The sequence below is a fragment of the Bradyrhizobium sp. 172 genome, assembly GCF_023101065.1.
Taxonomy (GTDB): domain Bacteria; phylum Pseudomonadota; class Alphaproteobacteria; order Rhizobiales; family Xanthobacteraceae; genus Bradyrhizobium; species Bradyrhizobium canariense_D.
The window spans coordinates 1,809,884-1,832,499 of record NZ_CP064701.1; the positions used below are offsets into that span (position 1 = coordinate 1,809,884).

Here is a 22,616-nt window from a genome sequence, read left to right on the forward strand (position 1 = left end):
AATCAAGCAAGACTTCCGTCGACTTTCCGTCGATCTGGACCGCAATGCAGCATCGCTGCCCGTTTTGTGGTCACGCCGAGACCAGAATCTCCACCGCACGCCGCGCGCCATCCTTGTAGAGCCGGCCGAGCGCAGCGGTCACGGCTTCGCGCAGGCGCGGCTCGGCGCCCAAGGGCCCGAACACTTTTCCGACGCCGAGCAGCGCGGGTGCCAATCGTTCGGCGACGGGACCTGCCTCGCGCGCCAAGCCGGCGAACTCGGCTGCGAGCGGATCGCGCACGTCGATGGTGCGGCCCTTCTCGTCAAGGCCGCTGACGTAGCGCATCCAGCCGGCCACCGCGAGCGCATGCGTCGCGATCGGCAGGTTCCTGGCGAGACGATCCTGGATCGCGCCGAGCAGGCGCTGCGGCAGCTTTTGCGAGCCGTCCATCGCGATCTGCCAGGTGCGGTGATGCAGTGCCGGATTGGCGAAGCGCTTGAGCAGTGCGGCGCGATAGGCGGCCAGATCTGCGCCTGATGGCATCGTCAATGTCACCGCGGCCTCTTCCATCACCTGCGCGGCGAGGCGCGCGAAATGCGGATCCAGCATGGTGTCGGCGATGGTCTCGTAGCCTGCGAGATAGCCGAGATAGGCCAGCGCCGAATGGCTGGCGTTGAGCAGCCGCAGCTTCATCAGCTCGAACGGCTTGACGTCGTTCACCAGTTCGACGCCCGCGGCGGCAAGATCGGGCCGGCCGGCCGTAAAGCGATCCTCGACCACCCATTGCGTGAAGGGCTCGGTCATGACGGGCCATGCATCGCGTAAACCGAGCGCCGATGAAACCGCATCGCGGTCACTATCCGTCGTCTCCGGCACGATCCGGTCGACCATGGTCGAGGGGAAGGCCACCGTATCCGCGATCCACTTGCCGAGATCCTTCGAGCGCAGCGCGGCGAATTGCGTCACGATCCGCTGTACGGTGTGGCCGTTGGCGGCGAGGTTGTCGCAGCTCAGCACGGTAAAGGGCAGGGCGCCCAGCGCCCGCCGGCGCGCCAGCGCGGCGACGATGAAGCCGGGAGCCGAGCGCGGCGCGTCGAAATTGTTGAGGTCGTGCACGACATCAGGATGCCGTTCGTCGAGATCGCCGGTCTGCGGCGTGTGGCAATAGCCCTTCTCGGTGACGGTGAGGGAGACGATGCGAATGGCGGGATCGGCCATTCGCTCGACCAATCGTGCCGGGCTTTCGCGCGCGACCACGCTGTCGAGCAGCGCACCGATGATGCGGTGTTCGGTGCCTTCGGCTGCACGGATGGCAACCGTATAGAGATGATCCTGCGGGGCGAGGGCATCGCGTGTATCAGGGCTGCGCAAGCTCGCGCCGACGATGCCCCACGACGTCGCGCCGGCGCCAAGACAATCGTCGATGACGACGGCCTGGTGGGCGCGATGAAACGCGCCAAGGCCGAGATGCACGATGCCAGAGGTGACGCGCGAACGGTTGTAGGCCGGGCGGCGGATGCCGGGTGGCAGCCGGTCGAGATTGGCGCGGCCGAGGCGCATGTCGTCTCTCCCCTTGTTTGGCCGCTGCTTGACATGGCGCCCGTCCTCGGTCAATGCTTGCGGTCAATTGGTAAGACCAATTTTCCAAAATTGGCGGGCCGCGGGCAGCGAGAGCTGCCGGCATGACCCTTTCGGGAGGACCAGCGTGCCGCTGGAAGCTGTGGAGGCGAGACGGCTTTATCGCCAAGTCGCCGATCAATTGCGAAGCCTGATCGACAGCGGTGAGTACGCGGTCGGCAGCCGCTTGCCGACCGAGCGCGAACTCGCCGAGCAGCTCAAGATATCCAGGCCGACGGTGCGCGAAGCCCTGATCGCGCTCGAAGTCGAGGGCCGCCTTCGTATCCGCGTCGGTTCCGGCATCTATGTGATCGAGCCTGCGGCGGTTGCGGCGACCGCGCCTGCTTCCGTCATCGAGGGCCCGTTCGAGCTGTTGCGTGCCCGCGAGTTCCTGGAAAGCGCCATCGCCGAAGAAGCCGCGCGCGTGGCGACGAAGGACGACCTTGCCCGCATCGATGCGTCCCTTGTCGCGATGGAGAATGTAGAACACCCCGGCGAAGCCTCGATGGTCCACGACCGCGCCTTCCACGTCGCGATCGCCGGAAGCCTCGGCAATGCCGTTCTGGTGCGCGTGGTCGGCGAGTTGTTCGACCAGCGCCTCAATCCCTATTTCGCGCAGCTTGCGCATTATTTCGAGAGCCCGGGCACGTGGCGCACTGCACTCGACGAGCATCGCGCGGTGCGCGACGCGATCGCGGCGCATGATTCCGGGGCCGCGCGCGAAGCCATGCGCGATCATCTCGCGAGATCCCAGGAGCGCTTTGCGCAGAACTTCGGAGCCGAGAGCGCGGCAGGACCGTCCTCCGGGCGCGCGGCGCGATCGACGGCAAAACCGACAAAACCGGAACGTGCGCCGAAGAAGAAGCGAGCTGCGAGCAGCAGCGCGCGACCGCGATGAGATCGTGCGGCCCGCACCCGCGTTTGGGGGCGGGCGGACAAGAAGCGGATTTAAAAGAAGCAGACTTGAAAAATGGAGGAAAAGTCAGTGTTGAAAAAGATGACAATGGTGCTGGCGGTCTCGGCCGCGGCGATGATTGCTACGGCTGGCGCCGGCATGGCGCAGACCAAGCTCAAATGGGCCCATGTCTACGAGACCTCGGAGCCCTTCCACACTGCTTCGGTCTGGGCCGCGCAGGAGATCGGCAAGCGCACCAACGGGCGCTATGCGATCGACGTCTATCCAGCGTCGCAGCTCGGCAAGGAGGCCGACATCAACCAGGGCCTTTCGCTCGGTTCGGTCGACATCATCATCTCCGGCTCGAGCTTCGCGGCCAAGAGCTTTCCGCCGATCGGCGTGACCTATTATCCCTACACCTTCCGCGATGCCGATCATCTGCTCGCCTACACCAAGAGCGACATCTTCAAGGAGCTCACCAAGGGTTATGAGGACAAGAGCGGCCACCACATCGTCGCGGTGACCTATTACGGCGTGCGCCAGACCTCGTCGAACAAGCCGATCAAGACCTGTGCCGACCTCAAGGGTCTGAAGATGCGCGTGCCCGATGTGCCCGCCTATCTCGCCATGCCGCGCGCCTGCGGCGCCAACACCGCGCCGATCGCGTTCGCCGAAGTCTATCTGGCGCTCCAGAACGGTACCGTCGAAGCCCAGGAGAATCCGCTCACCACGATCGAGGCCAAGAAGTTCTACGAGGTGCAGAAGCACATCGTGCTGACCGGCCACATCGTCGACCATCTCAACACGGTGGTGGCCGGTGCGCTTTGGAAGAAGCTCAGCGACGAGGACAAGAAGACCTTCACCGACGTCGCGCAGGAGGCCGCCGCCAAGGCGACCGCGGAGATCAAGCAGAACGAGGCCAAGCTGGTCGCCTTCTTCAAGGAGAAGGGCCTGACCGTCACCGAGGTCGACAAGAGCGAGTTCCGCGACACCGTGCTGAAGAACGTCGCGTTCGAGACCTTCGGCTACCGCAAGGCCGACTGGGAACGCATTCAGGCGGTGAAGTAATGACGTAGTCGCCATCCCGGGGCGGTCCGCTGGACCGAACTACGGTGTGCAATTGCGCACCTGAAAATCTCGCGGTTCCGGGTCTGGTGCTGACGCACCATCCCGGAACGACGTGATCAGTTTGAGGAGCACACCCATGTCCACCGCCGAAACGCACCGGCAGATCACCGCGGACGAGATCGCCCACACCTTCGAGGAAGAGGCGACGCCCAAGGTCGATCTCGGCATCTACGCTTTTGAGGACTGGGTCGCGCTGGCGATCTTCTGGGTGATGGCGCTCGCCGTCTTCCTCCAGTTCTTCACCCGTTACGTCCTCAACGACAGCTACGCCTGGACCGAGGAGATCGCGACCTACTGCCTGATCGGCGTGGTCTTCATCGGCTCCTCGATGTGCGTGCGGCTGTCGCGGCACATCCAGGTCGACCTGCTCTATCGCTATCTTCCGCACCTTGTGGCGCGCGCATTCTCGACAGTGATCGATCTGATCCGGATCGTCTTCTTCGGTTACGCCATCAAGCTGGTCTGGGTCTACATCCAGATCATCGGCGACGAATCCATGACCACCATCAATCTTCCCAAGGACTACGTCTATTACGCCGTGCTGGCGGGCTTCGTGCTGATGTTCGTCCGCTCGGTGCAAGTGGCCATACAACATTTGCGGCAGGGCTACTCGATCCTCGAACGTCCCGGCGCCTACGACGGCTTTGAAGGGTAATTCCATGTTGCTGTTGCTTGGAGGCTTCCTCATCCTCATGCTGCTCGGCGTTCCCGTGGCCATCGCCATGGCGGCGTCGTCGCTGCTCTACATCCTGGTCAGCGGCGTGACGCCCGACGTCACGCTGGCGCAGCGCATGATCGCCGGTATCGAGAGCTTTCCGCTGCTCGCCGTGCCGTTCTTCATCCTGGCCGGCAATCTGATGAACATCGCCGGCGTCACCGGGCGCATCTATAAATTCGCCGTCGCGCTGGTCGGCTGGATGCGCGGCGGCCTCGGCCACGTCAATATCATTGGCTCGGTGATCTTCTCCGGCATGTCTGGCACCGCGATCGCGGATGCCGCCGGTCTCGGTACCATCGAGATCAAGGCGATGAAGGACCACGGCTACTCCACGGAATTCTCCGTGGGCGTCACCGCGGCCTCCGCCACGCTCGGGCCGATCATCCCGCCGTCGCTGCCTTTCGTGATCTACGGCATGATGGCCAACGTCTCGATCGGCGCGCTGTTTCTGGGGGGCGTCATTCCAGGCGTCGTGCTGACGCTCCTGATGATGGCCACCGTCACCTACTTCGCGCACAAGAACAAATGGGGCAGCGATACGCCGTTCTCCTGGCCGCAATTGGGATCGGCGGGGCTCGAGATCCTCGTCGTATTGAGCTTCCCGATGGCTGTCTGGCTTCTGACGGTCGCCGGTCTCTCCACCAATTGGGCAGTTGGTCTCGGCCTGTTCGCGCTGCTCGCGATCGACTGGTACTTCGACTTCTCCGCGGTGATGGCGCTGATGGCGCCGGTGATCCTGATCGGCGGCATGACGCTCGGCTGGTTCACCCCAACGGAAGCCGCGGTCGCCGCCGTGATCTGGTCGCTGTTCCTCGGCCTGGTACGCTACCGCACCATGACGATGAAAACGGTCGCGAAAGCGACTTTCGACACCATCGAGACCACGGCTTCGGTGCTGTTCATCGTCACGGCAGCCTCGATCTTCGCCTGGCTGCTGACGGTGTCGCAGGCAGCCCAGATGCTGTCGGACTGGATGCTCAGCATCACCCACAACAAATGGGTGTTCCTGGCGCTCGCCAACGTCCTGATCCTGTTCGTCGGCTGCTTCATCGACACCACGGCGGCGATCACCATTCTGGTGCCGATCCTGTTGCCGATCGTGCTCAAGCTCGGCATCGACCCGATCCATTTCGGTCTGATCATGACGCTGAACCTGATGATCGGTCTGCTGCATCCGCCGCTCGGCATGGTGTTGTTCGTGCTCGCGCGCGTCGCAAAGCTCTCGGTCGAGCGCACGACGGTGGCGATCCTGCCGTGGCTGGTGCCGCTGATGGTTGCGCTGATCGCAATCACCTACATCCCCGAACTGACCCTCTGGCTGCCGAAATACATGGGACTTTCCAAATGACTTCAACTGCTCTCGCCGCAACCCTGTTTGGCCCCGAAGATCTGCGCATGGTCGAGCATCCGCTCGACAAGCTCGCTGAAGGCATGGTGCGCCTCCGTTTCGGCGCCGGCGGCATTTGCGGCTCGGACATGCATTATTTCCGCCATGCCCGCACCGGCGATTTCGTCGTGAAATCGCCGCTGGTGCTCGGTCACGAGATCTCCGGCGAGGTCGTGGAGATCGCGGGCTCCGCGGCGAACCTGAAGCTCGGCGACCGTGTCGCCGTCAACCCGTCGCGCTGGTGCGGCCATTGCGTCGCTTGCCGCGAAGGCCGGCAAAACCTCTGCGAGAATATCTACTTCATGGGCTCGGCCTCGAAGACACCGCACATGCAGGGCGGCTTTGCCAACTATTTCGACGCGATCCCGGCACAGTGCGTGAAGATTCCCGATCATGTGTCCTATCAGGCCGCGGCGCTCGCCGAACCGCTCGCGGTCTGCCTGCACGCCGTCGCGCGTGCCGGCAACATCGATGGCAAGCGCGGCATCATCTTCGGCGCCGGTCCAATCGGGCTTCTGACCATGCTCGCCGCGCGCCGCGCCGGCATGACCGACATCACGGTGGCCGACATCGCGCCGGCGCCGCTGGCCTTTGCGACCCGGCTCGGCGCCTCTCACGTCGAGAATGTCGCAGCCGGCGAGGAAGGCCTGAAGGCGCAGGCCGCCTCGCGCCCCTACGATGTCGCTTTCGAAGTCTCGGGCACGGCTGCAGGCCTTGCCAGTGCGATCGGTATCGTCAGGCGCGGCGGCGTTGTGGTGCAGATCGGCAATTTGCCGGGTGGCCAGATTCCGGTGCCGGCCAATGCGGTGATGGCCAAGGAGATCGACCTGCGCGGCTCGTTCCGCTTCGGGCTCGAGTTCATGACGGCGGTGGAGCTGATCGCGGACGGCAGCGTCGACGTGCTGTCGCTGGTCACCGCCGAGCGGCCGCTGTCCACCGCGCCGGACGCGCTGCGGCTGGCGCTCGACCGCTCGCAGAGCGTGAAGGTCGTGCTGACCGCGAACTGATCCGGGAGAATTCCTATGATGCTCGAGGGATGGCGCTGGTATGGGCCGGACGATCCGGTCTCGCTGGATGATGTCAGGCAGGCCGGCGCGAGCGACATCGTCTCGGCGCTGCATCAGGTGCCGATCGGCGAAGCCTGGACACGCAAGGTGGTCGAGGAGCGCAAGAACTTCATCGAGAGCGGCCAACCCGGGCGCTCGCGGCTGACCTGGTCGGTGGTGGAATCGATTCCGATCCCCGACGACGTCAAGCGTCTCGGGGCTAAAGCGACGCGCTCGATCGAGACATGGATCGCCAGCCTGGAGGCGGTTGCCGCGGCCGGCATCAAGATCATCTGCTACAACTTCATGCCCGTCGTGGATTGGTGCCGCACCGATCTCGAATGGGAGCTGCCGAACGGCGCCCGCGCCATGCGCTTCGATCAAGACCGTTTCGCGGCCTTCGAGCTGCACATCCTGAAGCGTCCCGCCGCCGTCCAGGAATACTCGCCCGAGCAGCAGGCCCGCGCGAAAAAACTGTTCGAGCAGATGAGCCAGGCAGATATCGACTATCTCGTCATGGTCATCGCCAGCGCGCTGCCGGGCTCGACCACCGAGCCGATGACCATCCCGCAATTCCGCGATCGGCTCGAAACATATCGCGACGTCACGCCAAAAATCCTGCGGCAGCATCTCGCCGAGTTTTTGGGCCGCGTCACCCCCGTCGCCGAGCAGCTCGGGGTCTCATTGACGCTGCATCCGGACGACCCGCCGCGCCCGCTGTTCGGTCTGCCGCGCGTCGCGTCCAGCGCCGATGACTATCAGGCGTTGTTCGATGCGGTGCCGTCAAAGGCGAATGGTATCTGCCTGTGCACGGGGTCGCTTGGCGTGCGCGCCGAGAACAATCTTCCCGCGATGGCCGAACGCTTCGGCTCGCGCATTGCCTTTGCGCATCTGCGCGCGACCAAGCGCGAGGCGGATGGCCTGTCCTTCTACGAGTCCGATCATCTCGACGGTGACGTCGACATGGTCTCGGTGCTGAAGGCGCTGCTGAAGGAGAACGCGCGGCGTTCGCCCGGCCAGAAAATTGTGTTCCGGCCCGACCACGGCCATCGCATGCTCGACGATCTCGCGGCCACCAAGCGCACCAATCCGGGCTACACCGCGATTGGCCGCCTCCGCGGCCTGGCCGAGCTCCGCGGCGCGATCCGCGCGATCGAGCATCGATAGAGGCCAAAACTTTATCCATACCGTCATTGCGAGCGTAGCGAACCAAACCAGAATTCCTCCGCGGAAGGACTCTGGATTGCTTCGCGACGCTCGCAATGACGCGGAGGGAGAGGTGCCTCGTCTCAACCTTGTCCCCTTAGGCGCAAAGGCAGAATACGTCACGGGCACGCGCACAGATTGTCAAAATTCCAGCCATATGCGAAGGTAGCGTCATTCCGATTTCGATCGACGCATTGCAGCAATAAGCCATTTAGGAGCTTGATGTGAGCATTCTGGTCGAACTTCCTCCCGATCAATATGACCGACGGGCATTTGCAAAATTCAACGAGACATCAACCGGCTTTGATCTCGACATCGCTCGCGCGATGATGTGGATGTCGCAACTCGCCTACGAGACCCATGTGCCGGACACGATCAACAGGGTCTCTCCTTTCTGGGATCTGTCCGGCGTCAAGTTGCTGAGCCAGCCGGCGCATTCGACGCTGCCGCTGACCGACACGCGCGGGATCATCGCGAGCAAGGGCGACGCAACCATTGTCGCATTCGCCGGCACCGACCCGCTTCATCTCCTGAACTGGGTCAGCGATTTCACGCTTGGCCGACCGAAGGCGCCCGTGCACCAGGGGTTCGTCGATGCGGCGGCGGCCGTGTGGGACGACGTGAAGAGCGCACTGGCGGCAGCGCTGGCGCGCAAATCACCGATCTTCATCACTGGGCACAGCCTCGGCGCCGCGATCGCGGTGGCAACGGCGGACTTGGCGCGGGAGCAGCTCCAGCTCGCGGATGCGCAGATCTATCTTTACGGTTGTCCGCGCGTGGGCCGCGACGATTTCGTCGCCCTCTACAGCGGTACGCTCGGCAGGACGACCTATCGTCTCGTGCACGGCACCGACATCGTCCCGACCGTGCCTCCGCCCGGGCTTGGCTTTCATCACGTCGGCCGTTATCTCGCCTGTGCACGCGGCGCCAAATTCAGCGCCAGCCAGCTCATGACGAATGTTGGTTCGGATGAGCCAATGGCGAATGCTGGAATTGGTGAGCAGGTCCGCAATCTCCTCAGCGGCGTATCCGAGAACACGCGGACGGATGTCGTCGGCAGGCTCACGGTGCTGCTGCCGGCAGGGATCGGCGATCACCTGCCCGATCGTTACTGTGCCGCGCTGACACCCGCCTAGACTCCGGTTTTGATGCGTTTTCTTCACGTGAACCGGTCCACTTCGCCCGAAAAAGCTCTAGTAGCAAGCCGCCATCGCGCCGAGCTTCGGATAGAGCCGGTCGATCGCGGCGATCTCGCTTTTCATCTGCGCGGTGATCCAGTCGCGGATCTCGGCGGCGATGGGACGCATCGGCCGGTTGCGCGGTGGCAGGAATTCGCAGATGCGGCGTGTGGTGGTGAGCGTGTCGGAGGCCGGCACCAGCGCGCCGGTCAACAGCCAGTGCGAGGCGACCGTCAGCCAGCCGAGCGCGATGCCCTGGCCGAGCAGGGCGGCCTGCATCACGACGGCATAGTCCGTGAAGCTCAGCGCCTTTGCCACACCGCGGCGCCCGGTGAGAAGCGATGCGTAATCCGCGGCCCAGTCGCCCGGCGTCTCGGCGAGCCGAATGATGGTGTTGCCTTCGGCGGGATCGGTTTCGCCGAGATAGGCAGGGCTGCACATCGGCAGCATGACCTCCTTCATCACCAGCGTGCCGCCGGATGACGGCTCCTCGCGATCGCGGAAGCGCATGCCGAGGTCGACATTCTCCACCGGTCCGCGCAGCGCGCCGGAGATCAGCTGAAAGCGCAAATCGACCTGAGGAAATTGCTTCTGCAGCTTGTCGATGCGCGGCATCAGCCAATGCGTGGTGAAGGCGGAGGAGACCGACGGTGTCACCGTCTCGGTGCCCTTGCGGCGGCGCTCGATCTCGACCAGCCCGCTTTCGATGCTGCGAAAGCCTTCGAGCACGCGGCGATACAAGAGTTCGCCGTCCTCCGTGAGCACCGCGCGTCCCGCCTTGCGATCGAACAGGCGGACGCCGAGATAGTCCTCGAACTGACCCAGCATCCGGCTCACCGCAGGCTGGGTGACGTTCAGTTCGGCGGCCGCCGCCGTGAAGCTGCCATTGCGCGCCGCTGCGTCGAAGACGAACAGGGCGTTACTTGAGGGCAGCATCCGGCGCAGCTCTGGCATAACACCATGTTATGACCCAGGTGAGAATTTGGCAATTGCCGAGTTTTGCCAAGTCTGGTGTCATTGGCGTCATAGCCAAAAGACAGGGCCTGCGAGCGAAGATGTTGGTGCGGTGCACGCTTCGACCAGGAGTGCTCAAATTCCTGTCTATAAAGCAGGCTTATGGCGCGCAGTGAAGCACGCCGGCTCAGGAGATGGCGAGGTCGATCGTTGGACAAACGAGCGGAAAGCGTCGAGATCAGATCCGCGAGCAAGGCCTATGGTGCCGTTCGCGCCCTCGACGACGTGTCCCTCAATGTTGCCGCCGGCGAGTTCGTCTCCCTGCTCGGCCCCTCCGGCTCCGGCAAGACGACGTTGCTCGGCATCCTCGGCGGCTTCATCCTGCCATCGAGCGGAACGATCTTGTTCGGCGGCCGCGACGTCACCTGGATGCCGCCGCACAAGCGCGACATCGGCGTCGTGTTCCAGAACTACGCGCTGTTCCCGCATATGAGCGTCGGCGAGAATGTTGCCTTTCCCTTGCGCGCGCGACGGCTGCCGAAGGCGGCCTGGCCGGATAAGGTGCGCGCGGCGCTTTCGATGGTCGGTCTTGCCGGCTACGAAGAGCGCGGTATCGCGCAACTCTCCGGCGGCCAGCGCCAGCGCGTGGCGCTCGCACGCGCCATGATCTTCGAGCCGCGGCTGATCCTGATGGACGAACCGCTGTCCGCGCTCGACAAGCAACTGCGCGAATCCATGCAGATCGAGCTGCGCGCGCTGCACAAGCGCATCGGCGCCACCATCATCTACGTCACCCACGATCAGCGCGAAGCGCTGACCATGAGCGATCGCGTCGCCGTGATGAAGGACGGCAGGCTGATCCAGATCGACGCGCCCGAGCGCCTGCACGATCATCCCGCGGATTCCTTCGTCGCGAGTTTCATTGGCGAGGCCACGATGCTTCCCGTGCGACGCGTCGATGCCTCCGGCGTTGCGCTCGGCAATGTGCTTCTGCGCAGCGCCCGCGCCATTCCCGACGGGGACGCGCTGATGCTCGCCGTGCACAGCGAAAAACTGCTGATCGACGATGGTGCGCCGGACACCGCCTGCAATCGGCTCACCGGCACGGTCACCGACATCGTCTATCAGGGCGAGAGTCTGCGCATCTTCCTGGCGCTCGCCGATGGCATCGTGCTCAGCCTGCGCCAGGCGAGCTATCACCAGGCCTACAGCCGCATCCCGCCGCTGGGCGGCAGCCTTACCGTGACCCTTCACCCCGAGGACACCATCGTCGTGCCCAGGGTGAGGGACTGAACCCAAGCCTTGTCCAACCGAGAGAAGAAGCCAAAAATGTCGTCAGCAGCCTCGTTCAGCAATTTCAAGGTTCTCACCTTCGACGTCGTCGGCACCTTGATCGATTTCGAGACCGGCGTGCTCTCCGCGGTGCGCCGGATCTCGGGCAAGTCGCCGGCCGAGCTCAGCGACGACAAGATCTTCGAATCCTACAAGCGCGGTCGCGACAAGCACCACGAGCGTTCGAGCGAGGTGATGTTCCATGTCTATCGCTATCTTGCCAAGGAACTCGGGCTGCAGGCCGATGACGCCTCCTGCGACGTGTTTCAGCTCGCGGTGCTGCGCTGGGGACCGTTCCCAGACTCGGTCGAGGCTCTGAAGCGCCTGAGAACCAAATTCCGCCTGGTCGCGATGACCAATGCCGACCGCGTCGCGCTGTCCTGTTACGCGCACGCGCTCGGCAATCCCTTCGACGATACCGTTTGCGCCGACGAGACTGGCGTTGCGAAACCCGATCCGGAGTTTTTCGCCTACAACAAGGGCCGCCAGTCCGCTTTCGGCTACAAGCAGTCCGATATCCTTCACGTCGCGCAGAGCCAGTATCACGACATCGGGATTGCGCGGAAACTCGGCTACAAGGTGTGCTGGATCGAGCGCCGCCAGGGCATGGCCGGTTTCGGAGGCACACCGGCCGTGGAGACGCTGACCAAGCCGGACTTCCATTTTCCGACGTTGAAGGCGCTTGCCGATGCGGCCATCGGGCCGGCGGCGTAAGGCATGAGCGGTGGCATGACACGGGACTGGAACGCGCTGCCGTCGGCCAACTCGCTGTGGGCCGCCACGGCCGAGCCGGCGCGCGAGTTTCCGGTCGTGTCAGGCGAGCACCAGGCGGATGTGGTGATCATCGGTGCGGGCTACACGGGCCTGTCTGCTGCGCACCACATCGCCAAAAGCGGTTTGTCGCCGATCGTACTTGAGGCCAACCGCCCGGGCTGGGGCGCGAGTGGACGCAATGGCGGCGTGATCACCGCAAAGTTCCGCCTCTCGTTCCGCGAGATCGACGCCGTGCACGGCCGCGCCATGGCGCAGCGCATGTACGGGATCGCGCATGAATCCACTGATATCGTCGAGGAGCTGGTCTCCGAATTTGGCATCACCAGTGCCGCGTTGACGCGCACCGGCCAGGTCAAGGCCGCTCACAACGAGACGACCCTGAAGGCCGCGATCGACGAGGCCAACTGGATGAAGCGCGAGATGGGGGATGCGGAGGTCCGCATCCTCGACAAGGGGCAAGTGCGCGACGAGACTGGCTCCGACATCTTCGTCGGCGGCGTGCTCAATCCCGGCTCCGGCGGCATCCATCCGCTGAATTATCTGCGCGGCCTTGCCGATGGCGTGGCGCGCCGCGGCATCCCGATTTTCCAGGAGTCGCCGGTCGTAAGGCTCCGCCGCGACAACAGCGGCATCGTCGCTGAAACGCCGCAAGGCGCAGTGCGGGCAAAGCAGGCGATCATCGCCACCAACAGCTATTCCGACCTCACCGGCGCGACGACGAATATGCAGCGCACGCTGATCCCGTTCCGAAGCGCCATCATCGCGACCGACAGGCTGCCGCGCAACCTCGCGGGAAGCCTGATGCCGACCGGGCGCACCTACACCGAGACCAAGCGCATGATGCGCTGGTTCCGCATGGTCGACAATCGTGTGATTTTTGGCGGCCGCGGCGCGTTCGGCAAGCAGGATTCGGAAACCGCTTTCGACGCGCTGCGCAAGGCGATGGTCGGAATCTTTCCCGACCTTGCCGACGTCCCGCTCGCCTACAAATGGTCGGGCCTGGTCGGGATGACGTTGGACTCCGTGCCGCATATCGGCCGGCTCGACGACCGCACGCTGTTCTCGATGGGCTACAACGGCGCGGGCGTGGCGATGTCGAGCCTGATGGGCCGCTATCTCGCCGCTTTCGTGCGCGGCGAGACGCCAGAGGTCGGGCTGCTCGACGCGAGGCGATTGAAAGCCATCCCGTTCTATCCGTTGCGCGAGCCCGCCGTGCGCATGGTCGCCGGCTGGTACCAGTTTCTCGATGCGATCGGACAATGACATTTAATTAGTGACAGAGGAGGCGAGGATGACGACGAAACGAGATTTTCGATTTGGCTACGCTTTGTTGGGCGGATCGCTCGGAATTATCGCAACAACCGGCATCGCCGCCGCTGCCGAACAGATCACCTTCGTCTCGCAAGGCGGCGCCTACCAGCAGGCGCAGACGGTGGCGATTCTCGATCCCACCGCCAAGAAGCTCGGCATCACCGTCAACCAGGACTCCATTCCCGATGCCTGGCCCGCAATCAAAACGCAAGTCGGCAGCGGCAAGCCGATCTGGGATGTCGTCGATACTCCGACCGGCAACTGCCTGCGTGGCGGCGAGCAGGGGCTGATCGAGAAGCTCGACTTCTCGAAGATCCCGAATGGCGCCGCGATGCCGGAGTCCTATCGCAGCCCCTATTCGGTTTCCTACGAGTTCTATTCCAGCGTACTGGCTTACAGCCAGAAGACGTTTCCGAAGGACGCGCCGAACAGCTGGGCCGATTTCTGGGACGTCAAGAAATTTCCCGGGCGCCGCGCACTGCGTAACCACCCGTTCGCGACGCTCGAGGCGGCCCTGATGGCCGACGGCGTCGCGCCCGACAAGCTCTATCCGCTCGACGTCGAGCGCGCCTTCAAGAAGCTGGAAGAGATCAAGCCGCACATCACGGTGTGGTGGACCTCCGGTGCGCAGTCGGCACAGCTTCTCAATGACGGCGAGGTCGACATGGAGATGGCCTGGAACGGCCGCGTCAGCGCAGTCGCGAAGGAAGGCGCCAAGGTTGCCTTCACCTACAACCAGGGCGTTTTGCAGAGCACCTCGCTCTGCATTCTCAAGGGCGCGCCGAATCTCGAGACGGCAGTCAAATTCCTCAACGAGGCCGTCGATCCCGTGCACCAGGCCAATCTGCCGCTCAATATCGATTACGGCCCGGGCAATCCCAAGGCGTTCGATACCGGCGTGATCAAGCCGGAGCGCGCCGCGCAATTGCCAAGCGAGCCGGCCAATGCGGCCAAGCAGGCCCTGATGTCCTACGCCTGGTGGTCCTCGCCGGCGGGCGAAGCCACCGAGAAGCGTTGGGCGTCGTTCATGCAGAAGTAGGCGAAGCGAGGCCGCGTCGATGACATCCGTGCCGGATCCCTCCCAAAAGCATCAGCGTCGCGAACACGGCCTGATGCTGGCATTGGTGTCGCCGGCGCTGCTGGTGATCTTGGCTCTGATCGTGCTGCCGGTCGGCTGGCTCGCCTGGCAGTCGATCTACCATGACGGCTTCACGCTGGAGAATTATCGCCGCGTCTTCACCGAAGACATCTACTGGCGCAGCTTTGCGCTGACCTTCGAGATCAGCCTCGTGGTCACGGGAATCGCGCTGCTGCTTGGCTATCCCGTGGCCTACCTCGCCAACTCGGTGCCGAAAGGATGGAGCATTCTCATCCTGTCGCTGGTCGTGCTGCCATTCTGGACCAGCGTGCTGGTGCGGGCCTATGCCTGGCTGGCGCTGCTCCAGCGTACCGGCGTGATCAACCAGCTTTTGCGTTATCTCGAGGTGACGAGCGAACCGCTCGCGCTGGTGCACAACACCTTCGGCACGGTGGTTGCGACGGTACACATCCTCTTGCCGTTCATGGTGCTGCCGCTCTACGCCACCATGCAGAAGATCCCGTCCGACCTCATGCAGGCCGGCGCCAGCCTGGGAGCGAGCCCGTCGCTCACCTTCGTCCGCGTCTTCCTGCCGCTGTCTCTGCCGGGCGTGCTGGCAGGCTGCACCATGGTGTTCGTGCTCTGCCTCGGTTTTTACATCACGCCGGAACTGCTCGGCGGCGGCCGCACGGTGATGGTGTCGATGCTGGTGAGCCGCAATGTCGAGCTCTACAACCAGTTCGGCGCGGCGAGCGCAGTCGCCGTCGTGCTGCTCTTAAGCGTGCTCGCGATCTTCTTCGTCGTCAGCCGCTTCATCTCGCTCGATCGCATATTGGGGCAGAAATGACGCGATTGTCACCCGCCCGGATCGCCCTCTATGTGATCAGCGCGCTGGTGCTGGTCTACCTGATCCTGCCGGTGCTGATCATCGCGCCGATCTCCTTCTCCAGCGCGCGTTTTCTGACCTTTCCGCCACCGTCGTTCTCGCTGCGCTGGTATCAGCAGTATTTCTCCAACGCGGCCTGGATGCAGGCGACGCGGGTAACGCTGACGGTCGCGCTCCTTACCGTGCTTATCGCAACGCCGCTCGGCGTCTCCGCCGCCTATGCCATCAGCCAGTCGAAGCTGCGGATCATGCGGCTGATCCACATGATGCTGCTGTTGCCGCTGGTGGTGCCGATCATCATCACTGCGGTGGGGATCTTCTTCCTCTATGCCAAAATCGGCTTGGTCGCGACGCTGCCGGGCCTGGTGCTCGCCAATGTGATGCTGGGGCTGCCTTACGTGATCATTTCGGTGCTGGCGGGCTTGCAGAGTTTCGATCCGGCGCAGGAGATGGTCGCACGCAGCCTCGGCATGAATCGCCTGCGTAGCTTCTTCGCGGTGACCTTGCCGCAGATCAAGTCCAGCGTGGTCGCAGGCGGCATCTTCGCCTTCATCTCGGCGATGGACGAGACCATCGTCGCGCTTTTCATCTCCGGCGGCCAGTATCAGCCGCTGACCAAGCGCATGTTCACCGCCCTCCGCGACGAGATCGACCCGACCATCGCTGCCATCTCGACGCTGATGACGGCGGCCTCCTTCGTGCTGGTACTGCTGGCGAGCGCGCGGCAGAAAAAGGGCGGGTGATTTTTGTTCATCGTCCTGGCGAAAGCCAGGAGGTCCTGGCTTCGCCAGGACGACACCGAATGCTTGGCACGAACCTCGCCGTCTCACGCTTTCGCCGCCAGCCACGCCAAAATCATCTCCACGATCTGTGCCCTGCTGTTTGCCGGCACGTCGGCCTCGCTGAGGTCGCGGTCGAATAGGGCACCGATCTGGTTCGGCCAGGTCGTCAACGAAGGCGTCGAAGCTCGCCACCTCTCGTCCGGCAAGCGGCTGCGACATGGGCTGCAGTGCAACCAGCAGGGGCGGGCATGACGCCTGCGCAGGGTGCGAGGAGCCTTTCGATCTTGCGCGCCCTGTCGGCCTGTCCTACGCCAGCTCCGAGCAAAATTTCGCGAAGCTGCGAAACGCATCGCCAAAGCCTTGAGGGAGCCGTCATGACCATTCGCAACGCCCGCACCGGGGGCCAGATCCTGATCGATCAGCTCGTCGCCCAGGGCGTCGAGCGCGTCACCTGCGTGCCGGGCGAGAGCTATCTGGCGGCGCTGGACGCGCTGCACGACAGCCCGATCGACGTCATGATCTGCCGCGCCGAAGGCGGTGCGGCGATGATGGCGGAAGCCTATGGCAAGCTCACCGGGCGTCCCGGCATCTGCTTCGTCACCCGCGGCCCCGGCGCCACCAATGCGAGCCACGGCGTCCACATCGCGATGCAGGATTCCACGCCAATGATCCTGTTCGTCGGTCAGGTCGACACCGGCATGCGCGAGCGCGAGGCGTTTCAGGAACTCGACTACAAGGCGGTGTTCGGCACCATGGCGAAATGGGCGGTCGAGATCGATCGTCCCGACCGGATTCCGGAGTTGGTCGCGCGCGCTTTCCGCGTCGCCATGCAGGGCCGTCCCGGTCCCGTGGTGATCTCGCTGCCCGAGAACATGCTGACCGAGACCGCAGCCGTTGCGGACGCCATGCGCATCGAGCCGGCGGTGAGCTGGCCGGCGCCTGCCGATATCGAGCGCGTCGGCGCCATGCTTGCGAGCGCCAAGGCGCCGCTCGTCATTCTTGGCGGCTCGCGCTGGACGGATGAAGCGACCCGGAGCATCGCGCGCTTTGCCGAGCGGTTCGACCTGCCGGTCGCGACCTCCTTCCGCCGGGCCTCGCTGATCGACGCCGATCACTCGCATTATGCCGGCGATCTCGGCATCGGGCCGAGCCCGAGCCTGAAGGCGCGCCTCGACCACGCCGACGTCATTTTGCTGATCGGCGGCCGCATGTCGGAAATGCCGTCCTCATCCTACACGCTGCTCGACATTCCGACCCCGCGGCAGAAGCTGATCCACGTTCATCCCGGCTCGGAAGAGCTCGGCCGCATCTATCAGCCTGAGCTCGCGATCCAGGCCACGCCCGCCGCCTTCGCGGCCGCGGTCGAGACGCTGAAGCCGGCAGGCGCCGTTGCCTGGAAGGGCGAGGCCGCCAAGGCGCATGCCGACTATCTTGCCTGGACCGAAAAGGCGCGCGAGCTGCCGGGCACGTTCCAGTACGGCCAGGTCATGACCTGGCTGCGCGATCGCCTGCCCAAGGACGCGATCGTCTGCAACGGCGCCGGCAACTACGCCGGCTGGATCCATCGCCATCATCGCTTCCACAGCTTTGCCGCCCAGCTCGCGCCGACCTCGGGCTCGATGGGATATGGCGTGCCGGCGGCGGTGCTCGCGAAACGGCAATATCCGGATCGCACCGTTATCGCGTTCGCCGGCGACGGCTGCTTCCTGATGAACGGGCAGGAATTCGCGACTGCCGTGCAATACGATGCGCCGCTCGTCGTCATCATCGTCGACAATGCGCAATACGGCACCATCCGCATGCACCAGGAGCGCGACTATCCGGGACGCGTGGTCGGCACCCAGCTCAAGAACCCGGATTTTGCGATGTACGCAAAAGCGTTCGGCGGCCATGGCGAGCGCGTCGAGCGCACCGAAGAGTTCGCGCCGGCGTTCGAGCGTGCGCTCGCCTCGGGCAAGCCGTCGATCCTCCACTGCATCATCGATCCGCGCGCGATGTCGGTCGGCAAGGACTTCGCCCCTGCGGTGAAGGCTTAAGCGATGTCGGAGGGCCGCCACGTCGCCATCATCGGTGCCGGCGCGGTCGGCGTGATCAGCGCCATCGAGGCGCTGCGCGAGGGATATCGCGTCACGCTGATCGACGCCGGCGAGCCCGGTGGCGAACAGGCGGCGAGCTACGGCAATGCCGGCTGGCTCTCTTCGCATTCGGTAATCCCGCCGGCCGAGCCCGGTGTCTGGAAGAAGGTGCCGGGTTATCTGGTGGACCCGCTCGGGCCGCTCGCGATCCGCTGGTCTTATCTGCCGAAGGCGCTGCCCTGGCTGGTCAAATATCTGCTCTCGGGCTGGACCGAGGCGCGGGTCGAGACGACGGCCTTCGCGCTACGCGGCCTCCTGAAGGACGCGCCGCAGTTGCACAGGAAGCTCGCGGAGGAGGCGGGCGTCCCTGAATTGATCGAGCGTAACGGCGTGATGCATGTCTTCCCGTCACGCGGCAATTTCGACAACGATCTCGGTTGGCGCGTGCGCAAGCGCGTCGGCGTCGAATGGCTTGAGCTTTCGTCCGACGAGATGCGTCAACGCGAGCCGGATTTGCATCCGCGCTACACTTTTGGCGTGGTGGTGGAGGAGGCCGGGCGCTGCCGCGATCCCGGTGCCTATGTCGCGGCGCTCGCGCAACATGCCCTAGCAAGCGGCGCCAAGCTCGTGCGGGCCAAGGCAATTGGGCTGAAGCTATCCGGCAACAAGCTCGTGGCTGTCCTGACCGAGACCGGCGAGATTGCGTGCGATGCCGCGGTGATTGCCGCCGGTGCGCATTCGAAGCGGCTCACGGCGTCCATCGGCGATCCGCTGCCGCTTGAGACCGAGCGCGGCTATCACGTCATGATCGAGAATCCGGAATCGGGGCCGCGCAGCTCGATGATGGCCTCGGATGCGAAGATGGTGGTGAACTGGACCGACAAGGGTTTGCGCGCCGCCGGCACGGTCGAGATCGCCGGCCTCGAGGCCGCACCGAACTGGAAGCGCGCCGAGATCCTGCGCAACCATCTCGTCAGCATGTTCCCGAAACTGCCCACGGACATTCCGGCTTCGCGTATCAAGACCTGGTTCGGCCATCGGCCGAGCATGCCGGACGGACGTCCCTGCATCGGTTACGCGCGGGCCTCGCGTGACATCGTCTATGCCTTCGGCCACGGCCATATCGGCCTGGTCGGCTCGGCCCGCACCGGTCGTCTCGTCGCCCAGCTTCTGAGCGGCAAGCCGCCGGAAATTCCGCTTGCACCGTTTTCGCCCGATCGTTTTCTCTGAGATCGCATCATGACCGCTCCAGCCAACTCGTCCCCCCGAATAGCCCGCGGCGGCAAGGCCATCTATGGAGCGCCGCTCGGCATCCTGATGCTGGAGGCGCGCTTTCCCCGCATTCCCGGCGACATGGGCAACGGCACCACCTGGCCCTTCCCCGTGCTCTATCGTGTGGTGAGCGGGGCTTCGCCCGAGAAGGTGGTATTGAAGGGCGCCGCCGGTCTGCTGCCTGATTTCATCGACGCGGCAAAGGACCTGGTGCGGCTCGGGGCCGAGGCCATCACCACCAATTGCGGCTTCCTCTCGCTGTTCCAGAAGGAGATCGCGGCCGCGGTCGGCGTTCCCGTTGCGACCTCGTCACTGATGCAGGTGCCGTGGGTGCAGGCGACCTTGCCGCCGGGCAAGCGCGTTGGCCTCGTCACGGTATCCGGTTCGACCTTGACGCCGGCCCATCTCGCAGGCGCCGGCGTGCCGCTCGATACGCCGCTGGTCGGCACCGAGCATGGCAAGGAATTCTTCCGCGTCCTGATCAAAGCCGAGAAGGAGGACATGGACATTGCGCAGGCCGAACGTGATGTGGTCGAGGCCGGCAAGGAGCTGATCGCCAGGAACCCGGATGTCGGCGCGATCGTGCTGGAATGCACCAACATGCCGCCTTATGCAGCGGCGCTTCAGGCCGAGGTCGGATTGCCCGTCTACGATATCTATTCCATGATCACCTGGTTTCATGCCGGGCTGCGGCCGCGCCAGTTTGGCTAGAGGTCGAGAAGTTGTCTATGACTCCTCTTCCTTCTCCCCGTGCGGGAGAAGGTGGCGCGAAGCGCCGGATGAGGATATCTCTCCGCGCATATGGATGCGGATGAGTTCGCGGAGAGATACCCCTCACCCAAATGAGTTTGTATCTGTCAGCGGTGATGTCCTCTCCCGCAAGGGGAGAGGGCGCAGCCATGCGCATCGTGCGCTGTCCCACCGGCAGCGGAAGAGGCAGCTATACAATCCCTCGATACCTGATCGCGCCAGACGGTCAGAGCTTTGGCGCCTGAACATCGCTAGAGTGCCTCTCGAAATCCACGGAGACCAGCGGTGCACAGCCTTCAATCCAATCCCGACACGCGCGCAGACGATTGGCCGTCCGAGCTCTACCGCATCCTGAAAGCCGCCGACGTGCGGCAGATGTTCTACGTTCCCGATGCCGGTCACAGCCAGCTCATCCGCCTGTTCTCCGCCGACCGCGACGTCACCACCAACGTGCTGACGACGGAAGAGGAGGGCGTCGCCATCGCCGCAGGCGCCTGGCTCGGCGGCCAGCGTAGCGTGCTCTTGATGCAGTCGAGCGGGGTCGGCAATTGCATCAACATGCTGTCGCTGTCGGCGATCGGACGATTTCCACTGCTGATGCTGGTGACGATGCGCGGCGAATGGGCCGAGTTCAATCCCTGGCAGGTGCCGATGAGCCGTGCGACGCAGCCCTCGCTGGAAGCGATTGGTTTGAAGGTGATGCGCGCGGAGACGGCGGAGGATCTGGTCGAGACCGTGGAATCGGCCGCAGCGCTCGCCTACGATTCCGATCAGCAGATCGCGGTGCTGATCGGGCAACGCCTGATCGGCAAGAAGAAGTGGTGATGCCAATGCAAGCTCAGCTCGACCGCCGCGCCGCCGTCGCCGCGCTCCTGAAGAATCGCAAGGACACGCTGGTCGTGTCCGGCCTCGGCTCGCCGACCTATGATCTTCATTCGGTCGGCGACCATGACGGCAATTTCTATCTCTGGGGCGCCATGGGCGGCGCCGCGCTGATCGGGCTTGGCCTCGCGCAAGCCCAGCCGGGAAAGCGCGTCCTCGCTTTGACCGGGGATGGCGAGCAATTGATGGGCCTCGGCGGCATCGCCACCATCGGCGTCGCGCGCCCGCGCAATCTCGACATCGTCGTGATCGACAACCAGCATTTTGGCGAGACCGGTATGCAGGCCAGCCACACCGGGCGCGGCGTCGATCTCACTGCGATCGCTGTGGCCTGCGGCTTTGCCGCGACCGGGACCGTGCGGACGCTCGAGGAGGTGGAACGTCTGGCGACGCAGCTCGACGAGCCGGCCGATGGCCCGCGCCTTGTTGTCATCAAGGTTCTGGCCGAAAATCCGCCGCGCTCGCTACCCTCGCGCGATGCCGTCTTTATCAAGAATCGGTTCCGTGCTCATCTTAGCTTCGCGTAGGTCTGAGCCGGGTTTCTCGCCCGGCGACAGTCTGCTGTCGAAGCAGCTACTCTGGAGTGAGACCATGAAACTATCCGGCAAGGTCGCCGCCATCACCGGCGCGGCGCGCGGTATCGGCAAGGCTTGCGCAAAGCGATTCCTGGACGACGGCGTCAAGGTCGTCATCTCGGATGTCGATGCCGAGGGCTTGGCCGCGACGGCCGCCGAACTCGCGCGACCGGATGCCTTGCGCACTGTCGTCGGCAATGTCGCAAAGCGTGCCGATGTCGACCAGCTGGTCGCAACTGCCGCAAAAGAGTTCGGCCGGCTCGACATCATGGTCAACAATGCCGGCGTCGCTCGCAACCGGGACCTCCTGGAGATCTCCGAAGAAGAATTCGATGAGATCATCGGCATCAACCTGAAGGGCGCGTTCTTCGGCGTGCAGGCGGCGGCGAAGCAGATGATCGCGCAAGGCGGCGCCGGGGTCGTCATCAACATGTCCTCGGTCAATGCACTGCTGGCAATCCCGGCGCTTGCGACCTACGCCATGTCCAAGGGCGGCATGAAGCAGCTCACCTCGGTCGCTGCCGTCGCACTCGCTCCGCACAATATTCGTGTCGTCGCGGTCGGGCCGGGCACGATTCTGACCGACATGGTGGCATCGTCCATCTACACCTCGGAAGATGCCCGCAAGACCGTGATGTCACGCACGCCGGCCGGCCGTGGCGGCGAGCCGAGCGAAGTTGCCTCCGTCGTCGCGTTTCTTGCGAGTGACGATGCGTCCTACATCACGGGGCAGACGATCTATCCAGATGGTGGGCGGTTGATTCTGAATTACACGGTGCCGGTGAAGTAG

The 22,616-nt window shown here is 64.2% G+C and carries 22 protein-coding genes; 19 read left to right on the plus strand and 3 right to left on the minus strand.

Annotation, left to right across the window (positions count from 1 at the left end):
• Positions 1-70 precede the first annotated feature (70 nt).
• Positions 71-1,540 carry a mannitol dehydrogenase family protein gene (locus IVB07_RS08645; protein ID WP_247767605.1) on the minus strand — a complete coding sequence of 490 codons (1,470 nt, stop codon included), beginning with the start codon at positions 1,538-1,540 and terminating at the stop codon, positions 71-73.
• 145 nt (positions 1,541-1,685) lie between these two features.
• Here IVB07_RS08645 and IVB07_RS08650 point away from each other — a divergent pair, with 145 nt between their 5' ends.
• From IVB07_RS08650 to IVB07_RS08680, 7 genes are all read left to right on the plus strand, one after another.
• Positions 1,686-2,495, plus strand: coding sequence for a FadR/GntR family transcriptional regulator (locus IVB07_RS08650; protein WP_026232647.1), 810 nt, complete (start codon positions 1,686-1,688; stop codon positions 2,493-2,495).
• Between the two features lie 105 nt (positions 2,496-2,600).
• On the plus strand, positions 2,601-3,560 hold the full coding sequence (locus tag IVB07_RS08655; RefSeq protein ID WP_018453999.1) for a sialic acid TRAP transporter substrate-binding protein SiaP: 960 nt from the start codon (positions 2,601-2,603) through the stop codon (positions 3,558-3,560).
• Between the two features lie 136 nt (positions 3,561-3,696).
• Positions 3,697-4,275, plus strand: a complete 579-nt coding sequence (locus tag IVB07_RS08660) for a TRAP transporter small permease (RefSeq protein ID WP_247767606.1) — start codon at positions 3,697-3,699, stop codon at positions 4,273-4,275.
• 4 nt (positions 4,276-4,279) lie between these two features.
• Positions 4,280-5,686 (plus strand): TRAP transporter large permease, encoded by a 1,407-nt coding sequence (locus tag IVB07_RS08665; protein ID WP_018454001.1) that lies wholly within the window; start codon positions 4,280-4,282, stop codon positions 5,684-5,686.
• Positions 5,683-6,732, plus strand: coding sequence for an L-idonate 5-dehydrogenase (locus IVB07_RS08670; protein ID WP_085351940.1), 1,050 nt, complete (start codon positions 5,683-5,685; stop codon positions 6,730-6,732). Before IVB07_RS08665 ends, IVB07_RS08670 begins: the two co-directional genes overlap by 4 nt.
• A 15-nt stretch (positions 6,733-6,747) precedes the next feature.
• Entirely contained in the window at positions 6,748-7,938 is a 1,191-nt protein-coding gene (gene uxuA, locus IVB07_RS08675) for a mannonate dehydratase (protein WP_247767607.1), read from the plus strand.
• 263 nt (positions 7,939-8,201) lie between these two features.
• A complete protein-coding gene (locus IVB07_RS08680) occupies positions 8,202-9,113 on the plus strand; it encodes a lipase family protein (RefSeq protein ID WP_247370125.1) in 912 nt (303 codons plus the stop codon).
• Positions 9,114-9,170: 57 nt separating this feature from the next.
• On the opposite strand, the gene IVB07_RS08685 is transcribed toward IVB07_RS08680, so the two are convergent.
• On the minus strand, positions 9,171-10,109 hold the full coding sequence (locus IVB07_RS08685) for a LysR family transcriptional regulator (RefSeq protein ID WP_247767608.1): 939 nt from the start codon (positions 10,107-10,109) through the stop codon (positions 9,171-9,173).
• Between the two features lie 210 nt (positions 10,110-10,319).
• Here IVB07_RS08685 and IVB07_RS08690 point away from each other — a divergent pair, with 210 nt between their 5' ends.
• The 6 genes from IVB07_RS08690 to IVB07_RS08715 are packed head-to-tail and all read left to right on the plus strand — an operon-like array spanning position 10,320 to position 16,233.
• Positions 10,320-11,402, plus strand: a complete 1,083-nt coding sequence (locus tag IVB07_RS08690) for an ABC transporter ATP-binding protein (RefSeq protein ID WP_018454006.1) — start codon at positions 10,320-10,322, stop codon at positions 11,400-11,402.
• Positions 11,403-11,438: 36 nt separating this feature from the next.
• Positions 11,439-12,155, plus strand: coding sequence for an HAD family hydrolase (locus tag IVB07_RS08695; protein WP_018454007.1), 717 nt, complete (start codon positions 11,439-11,441; stop codon positions 12,153-12,155).
• A gap of 15 nt (positions 12,156-12,170) precedes the next feature.
• Positions 12,171-13,478: an FAD-binding oxidoreductase gene (locus tag IVB07_RS08700; protein WP_085385419.1), complete on the plus strand. Its 1,308-nt coding sequence runs from the start codon at positions 12,171-12,173 to the stop codon at positions 13,476-13,478.
• Positions 13,479-13,506: 28 nt separating this feature from the next.
• Positions 13,507-14,565, plus strand: a complete 1,059-nt coding sequence (locus IVB07_RS08705) for an ABC transporter substrate-binding protein (protein WP_247767609.1) — start codon at positions 13,507-13,509, stop codon at positions 14,563-14,565.
• Between the two features lie 19 nt (positions 14,566-14,584).
• Positions 14,585-15,451, plus strand: a complete 867-nt coding sequence (locus IVB07_RS08710; RefSeq protein WP_026232651.1) for an ABC transporter permease — start codon at positions 14,585-14,587, stop codon at positions 15,449-15,451.
• Positions 15,448-16,233 carry an ABC transporter permease gene (locus tag IVB07_RS08715; protein WP_018454011.1) on the plus strand — a complete coding sequence of 262 codons (786 nt, stop codon included), beginning with the start codon at positions 15,448-15,450 and terminating at the stop codon, positions 16,231-16,233. Before IVB07_RS08710 ends, IVB07_RS08715 begins: the two co-directional genes overlap by 4 nt.
• Before the next feature lie 83 nt (positions 16,234-16,316).
• Here the strand turns inward: IVB07_RS08715 and IVB07_RS40405 are convergent, their stop codons facing one another.
• Positions 16,317-16,442 (minus strand): hypothetical protein, encoded by a 126-nt coding sequence (locus IVB07_RS40405; protein WP_256464935.1) that lies wholly within the window; start codon positions 16,440-16,442, stop codon positions 16,317-16,319.
• Between the two features lie 204 nt (positions 16,443-16,646).
• On the opposite strand from IVB07_RS40405, the gene IVB07_RS08720 reads away from it, so the two are divergent.
• The 6 genes from IVB07_RS08720 (at position 16,647) to IVB07_RS08745 (ending at position 22,616) form a co-directional block, all read left to right on the plus strand.
• Positions 16,647-18,308, plus strand: coding sequence for a thiamine pyrophosphate-binding protein (locus IVB07_RS08720; RefSeq protein ID WP_247295055.1), 1,662 nt, complete (start codon positions 16,647-16,649; stop codon positions 18,306-18,308).
• Positions 18,309-18,311: 3 nt separating this feature from the next.
• Complete coding sequence (locus IVB07_RS08725; RefSeq protein ID WP_085351932.1) at positions 18,312-19,577, plus strand: FAD-binding oxidoreductase; 1,266 nt, start codon at positions 18,312-18,314, stop codon at positions 19,575-19,577.
• Between the two features lie 9 nt (positions 19,578-19,586).
• Complete coding sequence (locus IVB07_RS08730) at positions 19,587-20,330, plus strand: aspartate/glutamate racemase family protein (protein ID WP_085351931.1); 744 nt, start codon at positions 19,587-19,589, stop codon at positions 20,328-20,330.
• A 324-nt stretch (positions 20,331-20,654) separates the two neighbouring features.
• Positions 20,655-21,194 (plus strand): thiamine pyrophosphate-binding protein, encoded by a 540-nt coding sequence (locus IVB07_RS08735; RefSeq protein WP_085351930.1) that lies wholly within the window; start codon positions 20,655-20,657, stop codon positions 21,192-21,194.
• Entirely contained in the window at positions 21,194-21,778 is a 585-nt protein-coding gene (locus tag IVB07_RS08740) for a thiamine pyrophosphate-dependent enzyme (RefSeq protein WP_026232652.1), read from the plus strand. The genes IVB07_RS08735 and IVB07_RS08740 overlap by 1 nt, the downstream gene beginning before the upstream one ends.
• 64 nt (positions 21,779-21,842) lie before the next feature.
• Positions 21,843-22,616 (plus strand): SDR family oxidoreductase, encoded by a 774-nt coding sequence (locus IVB07_RS08745; RefSeq protein ID WP_018454017.1) that lies wholly within the window; start codon positions 21,843-21,845, stop codon positions 22,614-22,616.